Origin of the sequence: Pseudoalteromonas sp. APC 3495, from assembly GCF_030407645.1 — a bacterium.
In the GTDB taxonomy this organism is placed as follows: Bacteria; Pseudomonadota; Gammaproteobacteria; order Enterobacterales; family Alteromonadaceae; genus Pseudoalteromonas; species Pseudoalteromonas tetraodonis.
This window is the reverse complement of record NZ_JASDDA010000044.1, coordinates 20,881-32,232: the sequence shown is the minus strand read 5'-3', so window position 1 is coordinate 32,232 and position 11,352 is coordinate 20,881. Positions and strand designations below refer to the sequence as shown.

Annotated in this window: 15 protein-coding genes; 6 read left to right on the top strand and 9 right to left on the bottom strand. The window is 40.6% G+C overall.

Features of this window, described 5'->3' with window-relative positions:
• Positions 1 to 124: 124 nt before the first annotated feature.
• Entirely contained in the window at positions 125 to 742 is a 618-nt protein-coding gene (gene lexA / locus QL984_RS15195; protein WP_008114166.1) for a transcriptional repressor LexA, read from the bottom strand.
• A 198-nt stretch (positions 743 to 940) separates the two neighbouring features.
• Here lexA and QL984_RS15190 point away from each other — a divergent pair, with 198 nt between their 5' ends.
• Complete coding sequence (locus tag QL984_RS15190; RefSeq protein ID WP_013466144.1) at positions 941 to 1,384, top strand: PaaI family thioesterase; 444 nt, start codon at positions 941 to 943, stop codon at positions 1,382 to 1,384.
• A 29-nt stretch (positions 1,385 to 1,413) separates the two neighbouring features.
• Here QL984_RS15190 and QL984_RS15185 read toward each other — a convergent pair whose 3' ends face one another.
• Positions 1,414 to 1,794, bottom strand: coding sequence for a hypothetical protein (locus QL984_RS15185; protein ID WP_013466145.1), 381 nt, complete (start codon positions 1,792 to 1,794; stop codon positions 1,414 to 1,416).
• 252 nt (positions 1,795 to 2,046) lie between these two features.
• Here QL984_RS15185 and QL984_RS15180 point away from each other — a divergent pair, with 252 nt between their 5' ends.
• Positions 2,047 to 2,700: an endonuclease gene (locus QL984_RS15180; RefSeq protein WP_028834827.1), complete on the top strand. Its 654-nt coding sequence runs from the start codon at positions 2,047 to 2,049 to the stop codon at positions 2,698 to 2,700.
• 39 nt (positions 2,701 to 2,739) lie between these two features.
• On the opposite strand, the gene hmpA is transcribed toward QL984_RS15180, so the two are convergent.
• From hmpA to QL984_RS15165, 3 genes are read right to left on the bottom strand one after another with little or no spacing between them, the layout of a single operon-like run.
• On the bottom strand, positions 2,740 to 3,921 hold the full coding sequence (hmpA, locus tag QL984_RS15175) for an NO-inducible flavohemoprotein (protein ID WP_138764174.1): 1,182 nt from the start codon (positions 3,919 to 3,921) through the stop codon (positions 2,740 to 2,742).
• Between the two features lie 50 nt (positions 3,922 to 3,971).
• Entirely contained in the window at positions 3,972 to 5,204 is a 1,233-nt protein-coding gene (locus QL984_RS15170) for an NnrS family protein (RefSeq protein ID WP_086997149.1), read from the bottom strand.
• Complete coding sequence (locus tag QL984_RS15165) at positions 5,204 to 5,473, bottom strand: hypothetical protein (protein WP_076922633.1); 270 nt, start codon at positions 5,471 to 5,473, stop codon at positions 5,204 to 5,206. The genes QL984_RS15170 and QL984_RS15165 overlap by 1 nt, the downstream gene beginning before the upstream one ends.
• A gap of 159 nt (positions 5,474 to 5,632) precedes the next feature.
• Between QL984_RS15165 and norR the strand changes: the two genes are divergently transcribed.
• Positions 5,633 to 7,219 (top strand): nitric oxide reductase transcriptional regulator NorR, encoded by a 1,587-nt coding sequence (gene norR / locus QL984_RS15160; RefSeq protein WP_138764175.1) that lies wholly within the window; start codon positions 5,633 to 5,635, stop codon positions 7,217 to 7,219.
• A 5-nt stretch (positions 7,220 to 7,224) separates the two neighbouring features.
• On the opposite strand, the gene QL984_RS15155 is transcribed toward norR, so the two are convergent.
• Entirely contained in the window at positions 7,225 to 7,455 is a 231-nt protein-coding gene (locus QL984_RS15155) for a hypothetical protein (protein ID WP_076922631.1), read from the bottom strand.
• Positions 7,455 to 8,351, bottom strand: a complete 897-nt coding sequence (locus QL984_RS15150) for a LysR family transcriptional regulator (RefSeq protein WP_076922630.1) — start codon at positions 8,349 to 8,351, stop codon at positions 7,455 to 7,457. Before QL984_RS15150 ends, QL984_RS15155 begins: the two co-directional genes overlap by 1 nt.
• A 118-nt stretch (positions 8,352 to 8,469) precedes the next feature.
• On the opposite strand from QL984_RS15150, the gene QL984_RS15145 reads away from it, so the two are divergent.
• Positions 8,470 to 9,036, top strand: a complete 567-nt coding sequence (locus QL984_RS15145) for an NAD(P)H-dependent oxidoreductase (protein WP_013466150.1) — start codon at positions 8,470 to 8,472, stop codon at positions 9,034 to 9,036.
• Positions 9,037 to 9,043: 7 nt separating this feature from the next.
• Here QL984_RS15145 and QL984_RS15140 read toward each other — a convergent pair whose 3' ends face one another.
• Positions 9,044 to 9,487 carry a TerB family tellurite resistance protein gene (locus QL984_RS15140; protein WP_013466151.1) on the bottom strand — a complete coding sequence of 148 codons (444 nt, stop codon included), beginning with the start codon at positions 9,485 to 9,487 and terminating at the stop codon, positions 9,044 to 9,046.
• 95 nt (positions 9,488 to 9,582) lie between these two features.
• Between QL984_RS15140 and QL984_RS15135 the strand changes: the two genes are divergently transcribed.
• Complete coding sequence (locus QL984_RS15135) at positions 9,583 to 9,963, top strand: hypothetical protein (RefSeq protein ID WP_013466152.1); 381 nt, start codon at positions 9,583 to 9,585, stop codon at positions 9,961 to 9,963.
• 74 nt (positions 9,964 to 10,037) lie between these two features.
• On the opposite strand, the gene QL984_RS15130 is transcribed toward QL984_RS15135, so the two are convergent.
• Positions 10,038 to 10,634, bottom strand: coding sequence for a hypothetical protein (locus QL984_RS15130; RefSeq protein ID WP_028834823.1), 597 nt, complete (start codon positions 10,632 to 10,634; stop codon positions 10,038 to 10,040).
• Between the two features lie 385 nt (positions 10,635 to 11,019).
• On the opposite strand from QL984_RS15130, the gene QL984_RS15125 reads away from it, so the two are divergent.
• Positions 11,020 to 11,313, top strand: coding sequence for a hypothetical protein (locus QL984_RS15125; RefSeq protein WP_013466154.1), 294 nt, complete (start codon positions 11,020 to 11,022; stop codon positions 11,311 to 11,313).
• Positions 11,314 to 11,352 lie beyond the last annotated feature (39 nt).

Below are 11,352 nucleotides of genomic sequence, written 5' to 3'. Positions count from 1 at the left end.
GTGATTTTATTTATGATAGGAGAAGCACTTGACAACATATAGTCATACATTTGATAAGTTAGACATTGTGCTGCTAACAAACCCAGCGCCTAATCACTATTAAGCGCTAAATTATGCTTTAATACTACATCCAGTCAGCGTTACGAATAACACCTACCGCTAAGCCTTCAATATTGAACGACTCATTTTCTAAATCGACCTCAATAGCTGAAAACTCATCATTTTCAGCATGTAAGAGTACTTTTCTGCCCGCTTTTTCTAAACGCTTCACGGTTACATCGTCGTCAACACGGGCAACAATAACTTGTCCATTTTCGGCAACTTGGGTTTTATGCACAGCAAGTAAATCACCATCCATAATACCAATGTCTTTCATACTCATACCGTTAACACGCAATAAAAAATCGGCCGCAGGTTTAAACATTAAAGGGTCAATTTTACAGTGGCTTTCTACATGCTGTTGCGCCAATATAGGCTCACCGGCAGCCACCCTGCCAATTAAAGGTAAGCCTAACTGCTCTGGCTCCTCTTCTTCAACAAGCTGAATGCCCCGACTCGCGCCTGGCTTCATTTTAATCACACCTTTTTTGGCCAGTGCTTTTAAGTGTTCTTCTGCAGCATTCGCACTTTTAAAACCCAGTGTTTGTGCAATTTCGGCACGTGTAGGAGGCATACCAGTGTCTTTAATAAACACTTTAATGAGTTCGAGTATTTGCGCTTGGCGTTTCGTTAATGGTCGCATACAACTGGTTTTCCATACAGTACAATTAACTGTGAGTATATACAGTTATTTAAAAATCGCAAATATAAATTAATGCCTTATATGCCGTTATCATCAAACAATAACCTACTTTAAAAGCAGGGTGATAAATGTAATTATTAGCAACGCATTATCATATTAATAAATTTTAATTCTCAATTACTTATCCAAGGAGCTAGCATGAGTATTTGGCATCAACCGATTACATTAGAGTTTTGTAAGCAATTAGATCAAGGTATTACAGGCCAAGGGACACTCATGAAAACCATGGGAATAGAAATCAGTGAAATTGGTGATGACTACTTAGTGGCAACTATGCCGGCAATTCCAGAGCATCATAACCCTATGGGTATCGTTCATGGTGGTGCAAATGTGGTGCTTGCTGAAACAGTAGCAAGTTATGCCGCTAACTTTGTGGTTGATTTCAATCGGTTTTATTGTGTTGGCCAAGAGATCAGTGCAAGTCATTTAAAGGCATCACGCAATGGCACATTAACGGCCACAGCGAGAGCTTATCATATCGGCAAGCGCAGCTCGGTTTGGGATATTAAAATAACCAATAGCCGCAATGAGCTTTGCTGCGTATCACGTATGACCGCAGCCGTAGTAGAGCGAAAAGGCTAGTAAGTCAATTAACCAAGGTTGAAATTAAATTACTTTTCGAAAGGGTAAATAGTAATTTCTACGCCTGCACCAATTGCAGATATACGTAACAAGGTATCTGCATGTAAGGCTTGGTTAAAGCATTTTGGCGAAGTGCCAGACTCAAACCCAATATCGAAAGTTCTGCGTGAACAACTCAACCATTGCTTTAATGCATTGCGTGAACACGACTCGATTAACTCACACAAGTGATTAATCGCTTTATCTGGCGTGGTTATTTCACCTGCAACCTCAATGCGAGCAAGTTGACGGTATTCGTCTTTATCATAATGTAAAATAGTTGCGACCTTTTTTAAATCAGCAACTAATACGCTAATATCTTGCTTTGACTCAAGCTCTAGATCTACATTTAAAAATTGAATTTCCGACATTATCTCGTTTTTACCCTCTATTAATCTCATTGCAAACTTTAACGCAGTTTTACCGTTATACCAAATCAACAACGCAGGAATCACTGCATTAACGCGTTTTTAGCGTTAGCCTCTGAATATTGCCCACTATTTACTCCTAAAAAACGCCCTACACAAAATACGCAAATTAAAATTAAAGCATGCCGGCGGCAGTTTACTTTTTTATTCTAGGCCTTAAACTAGCCGCTCCTGTAGTTCACGTATGTGATGGATATGATTCGGTTTATTTTAGCTTTGTTGGCTTGCTGTGCTTGTTTTTCAGCAATGGGCGAACAATTTACGCGGTTTTCGAGTGCCAAAAAGCACTTAATTAATACCCTTCCCGAAAACGCTAAAAGTATTTATTGTGGTTGCGATATAAAAAAACAAGGCAAAAAGTTGGTACCCGACCCTACCCATTGTGGCTACGTGCCTCGCAACACACTAACCCGCTCAGGCAAAGTAAATCAACGTGCCCTGCGAATTGAATGGGAACATATTGTCCCTGCATGGGAATTTGGTCACCAGTTACAATGTTGGCAAGATGGTGGGCGTAAAAACTGCCGCAAAGTTAGCGCTAAGTTTCGCTTGATGGAAGCCGATATAAACAATTTAGCCCCTGCAATTGGTGAAATTAACGCCGATCGCTCAAACTACCGCTTTGGCATGTTAGCCCAAAACGCGACGCAATATGGTCGCTGTGAGGTTAAAGTTAATTTTAAACAACGTGTTGTTGAACCGCCTGTTCATGCACGTAAACGCATTGCCGATGCGTACGCTTACATGCAAAAAACGTATGGTTTAAAAATTTCAGCTAAACAACAAAAGCTATTTAATGCTTGGCAACAACAAGCTTATGCTGCTAACACAAATAGTAAAAAGCTGTAAGTTTAAATTAAAAGCGTGTAACACACGCTTTTAATTAACCTATAACGCTTGGTGTGGTCCAAATATTTCGTAGTGAATGTTTGAGCTTTGCACACCTAAATCAAGTAGCTGGCCTTTTACGTAAGCCATAAATGATGCTGGTCCACACAAATAAAATGCCCCTTCGCTAATAGGTAATGATGCCTCAAGCACCGATAAATCCATTAGCCCAGTGAAATCACACTCCTCGCCACCTTGATTAAACCAAGTAAATGTTTTTAGCTGTGGATGCATTGCCGTTTGCTGCGCTAAATACCCTTTAAATGAAAATTCGCGGCTGTTTTCACACGCGTGCAAATAACTAATCGCTTGATTTTTATCACCACTAAGTAGCGTTTGCAGCATTGCCATCATCGGGGTTTGGCCAACACCTGCTGAAATAAGTACCACTGGAGTTGCCTCATTTTTTAAAATAAAATCTCCCGCTGGCGGGTATAACTCTACTCGTGCGCCTTGCTCTAGTGAGTGTAAATAATTAGACACCACGCCAGGCTTTGGTTGGCACTCTTTTTTAACGCTAATACGATAGTTTTTAGCATTGCTCTTTTGCGAAATAGAATACTGGCGGATCTCTTCATATTCTGCGCCCTCAGGCTTAACTTTAATGCCAATGTACTGTCCTGGCTTGTAGGTAATAACTGCTTTACCATCCACAGGTGTCAGCGTAAAACTAGTTACGAATTCAGATTCAATATGTTTATCAGTAATTTCAAACTGGCGCGTGCCTGCCCAGCCACCATGGTTGTTTTTACTGTGCGCATACAATGCCGCTTCTTCGGTAATACAAATATCAGCAAGTACACCGTAGGCTTCGCGCCACGCATATTCAACATCGGCAGTAAACAGCTCAGGAATAAGCTCTTTTAACGTACCGATTAAATGTGCGCCCACAATAGGATAATGCTCGGGTAAAATATTTAAGCTGGTATGCTTATGATTAATTCGCGCTAGCGCCTCTTTTAACACAGCTAAATTATCAATATTTTGCGCGTACGCAGCCAATGCATTAAATAATGCAAATTGTTGACGGCCGGTATCTTGGTTGCTCATATTAAAAATATTTTTAAGCTCAGGATTATGACTAAATAAACGCTTGTAAAAATGATCAGTAACAACCGTACCTGCCTCTGCTAATAAAGGAACAGTACTTTTAACAATTTCAATAGTTTTATCAGATAACATCTAGGTTTTCCTACGTGTGAATAATACCCAATTAATAAAATAGGTATAGGTTAACCACGACGCCCATCAACACGACGCTGTGTTAAAATAGGTGTGCAGTGAATTAAAAATAATAAAAAGGCAATTAGCCACAGCCCAGCACTTAGCTGCCAAGCTAGGTGTGGCCCAATAACAAAAGGCAGTAAAGAACGAGTAATCCCAGCCACTAACACTAAAGCAAAAGCAACCGCCATATAATGTGGAATAGTCAAAGAGCGCCCGGTATGCCCATGAGATACGCGTGTCATCATGGCTAAAATCATCATCCCTATGGTACTTATGGTAATGAGGTGTAGTGCATCTTTAAATAAAATAACACTGCTGTAAAAACTCACGGCTACCAGCATTAAACCTACACCTAGTGCCAAGTACGAAAAATGCAAAGACCATAACAAAGGAACTTTAAGTACGTTTTTATCCCACCAATAAAAACTACGAATTAAATGCAGCACAGCAACAACAGCAAGTGCCCAGCCTGGGTTTAGCTGATTAAAAAATAACTGACTAAGAAAAAACACCGCAATACTAAAAACGCTCATATACAGTAATACTGAGTCAACGTTAGCTGTACGTACCTGTGCTGTTAAACCAAGGCCTTTACTGGTAAAAAATGGCAATACACGCCCTGCTACTATGCCAATTAATAAGGTCATCAGTAATACTGCTGTATCAACAATGGCGAGCGCAAACTGCATGTTTTGTTCAATCAGCAGGGCCAAGTAAACAATATTTAACGTACACAGCGCCGCTAATAGCACTAAAAATTGATAGTTATTTTTGCTTTTAGCGGTTAATAACATATTAGCTAATGCTGCAATAACACCTAGCCACCATGCAAGCTGTAACACTAACACCGCATATAAATTAAATTGTGCAAAAGCAGGCAAAGACACAAAAAATGCGCCTCGCGCCCCAAGCCATAACAGCGTTAATAGCATTAACTTTTTGCCACTAATGCTAGGTACTCCAGTCCAAGTTTGCGCGGCGGTAAGTAAAAAACCCACTGCAACAACACCTGCAAAACCAAATAACATTTCGTGGGCATGCCATAATGTAGCGGGGATTGTTAACTGCCAAGTTGCACTACCCGTTAAAATTAATAACCAGTAGCCTATTGAACTAAAAGCCAACAAGCCTGCGGCTAAAAAATAGGGTCTAAATGGCAGCATCCATACTGGCCACTGCGTTATTTGGTAAAAGCGAATATTAGCCGGTACCGGCTGAGATAAATTAATAGGTCGCATTAACGAACTTCCTTCCCCATGCCATGCAGTGCGATACAACGCAGCACATAGCTAATTTTTAAAATAGCAGCAATAACAATAGTGCTAATATGTGCCGAAATTTGCACCGGTATAGAAAAGTAATCGGCAAAAGGGTAGCTAATTAAAATACTGGTTATTAGTAATGCACAACTACCTGCTAATAATGAGTTTGCCACTAGCAGTAGTTTTTTCAGTAAACAAGCTGTCTCAATTTTGTAGCTTGGATTATGTATAACCAAGGTGTTCATAACGGCCTCAACAACTAATGCACTTAACTACCTATTACACTTATCGTGCCAATAAAATAAACATATATATTTCAATGAACTAACTTATCCACCTTTGCTTTTAATGTCTTTATGACCTACCATAAATCAAACCAAAAAACACATAAGAGTCATTTTGACATGAGCAGCGCAATTAACTTCACTGCCGTAGCGGTAAAGCTGGCTCAAAGCACATTAGATAAAAACTGTTTTGAGCAATTACTTACTGTCCTTGAAACAGTGATTGCCAGTGATGCCAGCGCACTGCTTGAGCTACAAGGTGAGCAGCTCAAGCCACTTGCAATTAAAGGCTTAATGCCAGATAGCCTGGGGCGGCGTTTTAAGCTTAGTGAGCATCCGCGCTTAGAAGCTATTTGTAATACTCAGCAACCACTGCAATTTGCCCATGACTGTCCATTGCCCGATCCGTACGACGGCTTACTACTAGCAAAAACTGGCGACATTCCGGTACATGCTTGCTTAGGTTTACCCCTATTTTATCAACAACAGTTATTAGGTGTGATTACGTTTGACAGCCTAAATGCCAATGCCTTTAACGCTATTAGTGCGCAAACGCTTAGCACCTTACAAACGCTATGCAGCGCACATTTTAAAACGGCATTACAGCTGGCTCATTACAAATTACATGCACAGCATTCTAGCGCCTTAGTGCAAGAGCTTAACCGCGAAGCACTCACCCGTGATGGCGGCGAAATTATTGGTCAAAGCTCAGCAATACAAGCACTTAAAAATGATATAAAACTTGTCGCCGCCTCTAATTTTAGTGTGTTAATTTTAGGCGAAACCGGCGTAGGCAAAGAGCTGGTTGCACGTAATATTCATTTACACTCGAAACGCAGTGAGCAGCCACTTATTCATTTAAACTGTGCTTCGCTTGCTGAAAATCTCGCCGAAAGTGAATTTTTTGGCCATGCAAAAGGCGCTTTTACCGGCGCCCAAAATGCCCGCCAAGGTAAATTTCAGCTAGCGCACGGTGGTACTTTATTTTTAGACGAAATAGGCGAGCTACCACTGGTACTACAAAGTAAATTGCTACGGGTATTACAAAGTGGCGAAATACAAACAGTAGGCGAAGACGAAGTGAAATATGTTGATGTGCGGGTTATTGCTGCTACTAATCGTAATTTAAAAAAAGAAGTAGCCGAAGGACGCTTTAGAGCCGATTTATACCATAGATTAAGTGTCTACCCGCTAACGGTAGCGCCGTTACGCCAGCGTGAAAACGATGTGGTTTTATTAGCTGGTTTTTTTGTTGAGCAAACCGCACGAAAATTAGCAATAAAACAACTTAAGTTAAGTGTCGATGCACAATTATTGTTAACCCAATATCAGTGGCCGGGTAACGTACGGGAGCTAGAGCATGTAATTAGCCGCGCAGCACTAAAGGCCAAACAAAGCCAATGGCAACAAGCCATTATTACCATAAAGCCCGAGCACTGTGAGCTAAACCTTAGTGCGAGTAATACAACACAGTTATCATTACCTGCTAGTACCACAAACACCACCACTGGCAGTAGCACTAACATAGCAGAGCAAAATTTATCACTTAAGCAAGCAACCGATACCTTTACCCATCATTTAATTAGTCAGCAGCTTGAGCAACATAATTATAACTGGGCAAGTGCAGCACGCACCTTAAAAGTAGACCGTGCAAACTTAGTTCGCTTGGCTAAACGCTTAGGTATTTCAGTCAAAAAGTCGCTATAAAATAGCTATAAAACCGTCAGTTCATCTAAGTTAGGGGCTTTACAGCAAGTAGCCCCCAGCAGAGCAGCAAGCGATTGATAGTGCGGCGAAAAATACAGCAACACTTCACAATGCAGTCCACTTTTTGCGTAATATTTAACGTAAAGTGGTGCGTTGGTAGCCATTGCTAGCTGTTTTATTTTAGCCAGCTCTGCATCTGCAAACATAGCATCACCTAAGTTTTTATAATGCCACATTAGCTTGCTTTATTGGTTTGAAAATAGGTTTTTAACAATTGGCTAAACGCCTGTACCTTTGCGGTACGATGCACCAAATGATGCGTTACTAGCCATATATCAGTACACCAGATTAATTCATTAGATAAAATGGGTACTAAATTAGCGTATTGAGCCGCAACATTGTGCTGTAACCCACCAATTCCTAAGCCTTTAATTACAGCACGCGTAGCTTCTGAGGTTTCTGACACACGCAGTTTTATTTGCGGCGCTGCAATATGCTGATCTACCCATTCAAAATACGGCACCCGCGCATTAAAGCCCGCCACGCCAGAAATAAAGTTATGTTGCTGTAAATCACTCAGCGATTTAGGCATACCATATTTATTAATATATCGCTGATTAGCATATAAACCCGAGTTAAGCTGAGCCAAATGCTGTGCAATATAGTCGCCTTCATCGGGCCTTGGCCCTGCCCGTACGGCAATGTGCGCCTGACCGTGTTCGAGCCGTAAACGCTTTTGCTCTAAAATCATCTCAAGCTGCACTTGTGGATGTAGCGCCTGAAATTGCTCGCACACATCGCCAAGCACATCCATAAAGCCACTAACCGTGGTTAACAGTAAACTGCCGCGCAGTGTGCTATCAGCCGCAGCAATATCATTATGTAACTGCTCAAGAGAGCTGTCGATCACTTGTGCGGTACTAAACAGCTTAGCGCCTGTTTCTGTTGCTTTATAGCCACGAGCATGGCGATGAAACAAACGTGTGTTTAAGTTTTTTTCAAGATTATTAATTCGCCTAAGCACTGTACTATGGTGCACATTAAGCGCCTCTGCCGCCGCAGTTAAGGTACCTAAACGTGCAACCTCAAAAGCCACTTTAACATCTTGCCAATCTTCAAACTTAACCGCCATACTGTGCCACCTTAAACTTAAGTGCATATACGCACATAAGTGTTGCGTTTATTTGGCTTTTCTGCAAGTGATTATTTGTTAAAGTCACATTATACAAACTCATTATCAGGAGCAGCTCATGACAACACCAAAAATTATTGCCCTAGCAGGTAGCTTACGTAAAGATAGCTTTCATCAAAAACTCATTAACGAAGCGGCACGCTTTGCTTTAGAAAGTGGCGCTGAAGTAGAAGTGATTAAACTCGCAGACTTAGCCATTCCTATGTTTGATGAAGATCTCGAGGCACAAGGCACACCAGCCGGTGTACAACAACTTAAAGACAAACTTCGCGCAGCCGATGGCATTTTGCTGGCCAGCCCAGAATATAATGGCTCTATTACCGCCGTGTTAAAAAATGCTATTGATTGGGCATCGCGCACCGAACAAGGCGCAGAGCCTGCATTTGCAAATAAAGTAACCGCGTTATATGCAGCCTCACCAGGTGGGTTGGGCGGTTTACGGGGCTTAAATCATGTGCGTGATATATTATCAGGCATTGGCAGCTTAGTATTAGCGAACCAACTGGCAGTACCGGCTATTCATACTTTATTAGATGACAACGGTCGAATTAGCGACCCCGCTACCGCTGAAAAAGTGGCTGGTCTTGCACAGCAGTTAGTTAGCGTAGCAAGTAAGCTTAAATAAGCAGCCACTATAACTTTGTTGCTGCAAGCTTTGCAGCAATAAAGTCTTCATGGGTAACATACAATAAATTAGCAACACGACGAATAACGTATTCTTCTTGTGGATCAAGTTCTCCATCGGAGTACGCTAAACGCCAAAGTAATTCAACTATATCAATGCGTTGCTGTGCACTACATTGATTGTTAATTTGCTTAGAAAATTGAAAATAATCAATGGCGTCATCTAAGCTTGCACTTGCTTGCTCGGTTAACTCATCTACTGCTTCATCCGTTAAATCAAAATATTTTTTTAATGTTAGACTTAGCGTATGTTGCTCATCAGCCTGTAAATCGTTATCCGCTCGCATTACCTCAATTAATAATGCGGCAACCGCTGTTTTTAAATCATGTTGTTCAATATCATAATCTTGCTGATCAATACTCGAAAAAAGCTGTTTAATTTGCTTGAACATCACATTTCCCCTTTTTGGGTGTTAGACTTATATCATAACGGGTTTAATAGATATGCTGATCACACTACCCAAAATCAAGATGGAGTTAAAGGTTTATGAGTATAAAAGCCAATCATTACATACATGGAATTATTAGCTGGTGTTTATTAACGGGGTGTTTGAGTGTGTCGGCAGAGCAAAGTGAAATGCAGCGACTTTATGATTTTGATGAAAAGGTGCATTATAAGCAAACTCAAATAGACACTAACAATTACCACCTAGAAATACAGTCTGACGACTACCCACATTTTAGAAACCAAAGTGTGTTTTTGTTGCGCCACGCAAATCGTTTATGTCACGATAATCCTTTTATGTTAAAAGTGACTGAGGGCGTGCAGGAGTACCAACGCTTTCCAACTAAACCGCGTGCTTATCAGCCACCGCTCAGTGTATTTGTGCAGTGTGAAATGCCTGCAGAAAAAACCTCAAAAAAATAACACCTCGTTATTTTCAGTAAAACCACTGAGTATTAAAATAGCCTGTGGTTTTACTGCAGTTAACCTGAACTAAGTTAGTTAACGCCATATCCCCACGGCGCAGCCGGTGGTGTGATAGGTTTAGTTAAATCAAAATCAACACGGAATTCGCGACCTTGGCGAATAAGTCGATAAGTGAACTGTTCAGGGTAAATATACATTTGCCATGTATTGCCTACCGATTGCGGTATGCCTTGGCTAACAAATAACTCTTTTGAATACTGATCTGCAGGGAATGACTGCATATTAGCAAAACCCGCATCCACAGTATGACCGCCATACATAGTAGACACATCATCGCTGCCATCTTTATGGCGATGATCGTGCTTTAGGCTCAAACCACTACCTGTTTTAGTAATGATCCACGTACGTGAAGCATCATCACCGACATGAAACGGCACCTGTAACTCACGGTCATTACACTTACGCACATGCATAATTAACTTTTTATCGGCAAATGAACTCGGCCCTGTTGCATTATCAACCGTTACTTTACCCTCGAAAGCTTTACCGCAGTGAGCAGCAATACTATTGAAAAAGCTATCATGACTTGGAATTGATACCAAAGGCGCTGGACGTGCTAATGCAGCAGTGGATGCCAGCATAAACGCTGCAGCTGTTAATAATTTCATAATGTGTCCCTAAACATGTAAAAAATCAGCTTAGCGTTTAAGCAAACACAAAGAAAATAATCACGATGAACAGCAATAAAAATTAACAGAACAATAGGGTTTTACTTTAATTAATTAGTAAAAAAATATCGCTTGAAAGAAGATAAGAAATTAAATATTGTTGTTTGATAAAGGGGAAATAACTAATACCAATTCGCTTAATTAAGCGGTCTATTTTGAGGCAGGAAAAACGGGGTGATAGCTAGGCAAAAAATTCGCTATTTAGTTGTTCGAAATTAGAATTTTTTAACACAGATAGCGACACGTTTAGCCCCGCAAAATGATTGAGTATTATTGCGGATTGGTATAAACGTAAAGCCAGTTTTAGCGCGGAGCACATATTTAAATGGAAAAATATATCGGCTTAATAATCATCGTATTACTATTAATTATTCAAAATCGCTACACTCTGCACATATATCAACACCTTGCTGAGCAGCACCCAGAACAATGGAAAAAATTATCACAAAATTCATTAGATGGGACACCCTATGCCAATCTTGCTGAGTCATTTAAAGATGGTTTTTTTTCGACTATCAACGACCCAAAGGTAGTCCGCTACCAGAAATTTAAAACTCTCAATTTATTACTAATGGCAATGATTACATTAGCAAGCTTATTGCGTGGTTTTTTAATATAAGCGATTAAAAAAGCGCAACCTAAGTTGCGCTCCAGTTTC

What these genes read in the sequence shown, in the direction of transcription:
- lexA (WP_008114166.1), bottom strand. Translation starts at nt 742, where the DNA reads ATGCGACCATTAACGAAACGCCAAGCGCAAATACTCGAACTCATTAAA.
- QL984_RS15190 (WP_013466144.1), top strand. Translation starts at nt 941, where the DNA reads ATGAGTATTTGGCATCAACCGATTACATTAGAGTTTTGTAAGCAATTA.
- QL984_RS15185 (WP_013466145.1), bottom strand. Translation starts at nt 1,794, where the DNA reads ATGTCGGAAATTCAATTTTTAAATGTAGATCTAGAGCTTGAGTCAAAG.
- QL984_RS15180 (WP_028834827.1), top strand. Translation starts at nt 2,047, where the DNA reads ATGATTCGGTTTATTTTAGCTTTGTTGGCTTGCTGTGCTTGTTTTTCA.
- hmpA (WP_138764174.1), bottom strand. Translation starts at nt 3,921, where the DNA reads ATGTTATCTGATAAAACTATTGAAATTGTTAAAAGTACTGTTCCTTTA.
- QL984_RS15170 (WP_086997149.1), bottom strand. Translation starts at nt 5,204, where the DNA reads ATGCGACCTATTAATTTATCTCAGCCGGTACCGGCTAATATTCGCTTT.
- QL984_RS15165 (WP_076922633.1), bottom strand. Translation starts at nt 5,473, where the DNA reads ATGAACACCTTGGTTATACATAATCCAAGCTACAAAATTGAGACAGCT.
- norR (WP_138764175.1), top strand. Translation starts at nt 5,633, where the DNA reads ATGAGCAGCGCAATTAACTTCACTGCCGTAGCGGTAAAGCTGGCTCAA.
- QL984_RS15155 (WP_076922631.1), bottom strand. Translation starts at nt 7,455, where the DNA reads ATGTGGCATTATAAAAACTTAGGTGATGCTATGTTTGCAGATGCAGAG.
- QL984_RS15150 (WP_076922630.1), bottom strand. Translation starts at nt 8,351, where the DNA reads ATGGCGGTTAAGTTTGAAGATTGGCAAGATGTTAAAGTGGCTTTTGAG.
- QL984_RS15145 (WP_013466150.1), top strand. Translation starts at nt 8,470, where the DNA reads ATGACAACACCAAAAATTATTGCCCTAGCAGGTAGCTTACGTAAAGAT.
- QL984_RS15140 (WP_013466151.1), bottom strand. Translation starts at nt 9,487, where the DNA reads ATGTTCAAGCAAATTAAACAGCTTTTTTCGAGTATTGATCAGCAAGAT.
- QL984_RS15135 (WP_013466152.1), top strand. Translation starts at nt 9,583, where the DNA reads ATGAGTATAAAAGCCAATCATTACATACATGGAATTATTAGCTGGTGT.
- QL984_RS15130 (WP_028834823.1), bottom strand. Translation starts at nt 10,634, where the DNA reads ATGAAATTATTAACAGCTGCAGCGTTTATGCTGGCATCCACTGCTGCA.
- QL984_RS15125 (WP_013466154.1), top strand. Translation starts at nt 11,020, where the DNA reads ATGGAAAAATATATCGGCTTAATAATCATCGTATTACTATTAATTATT.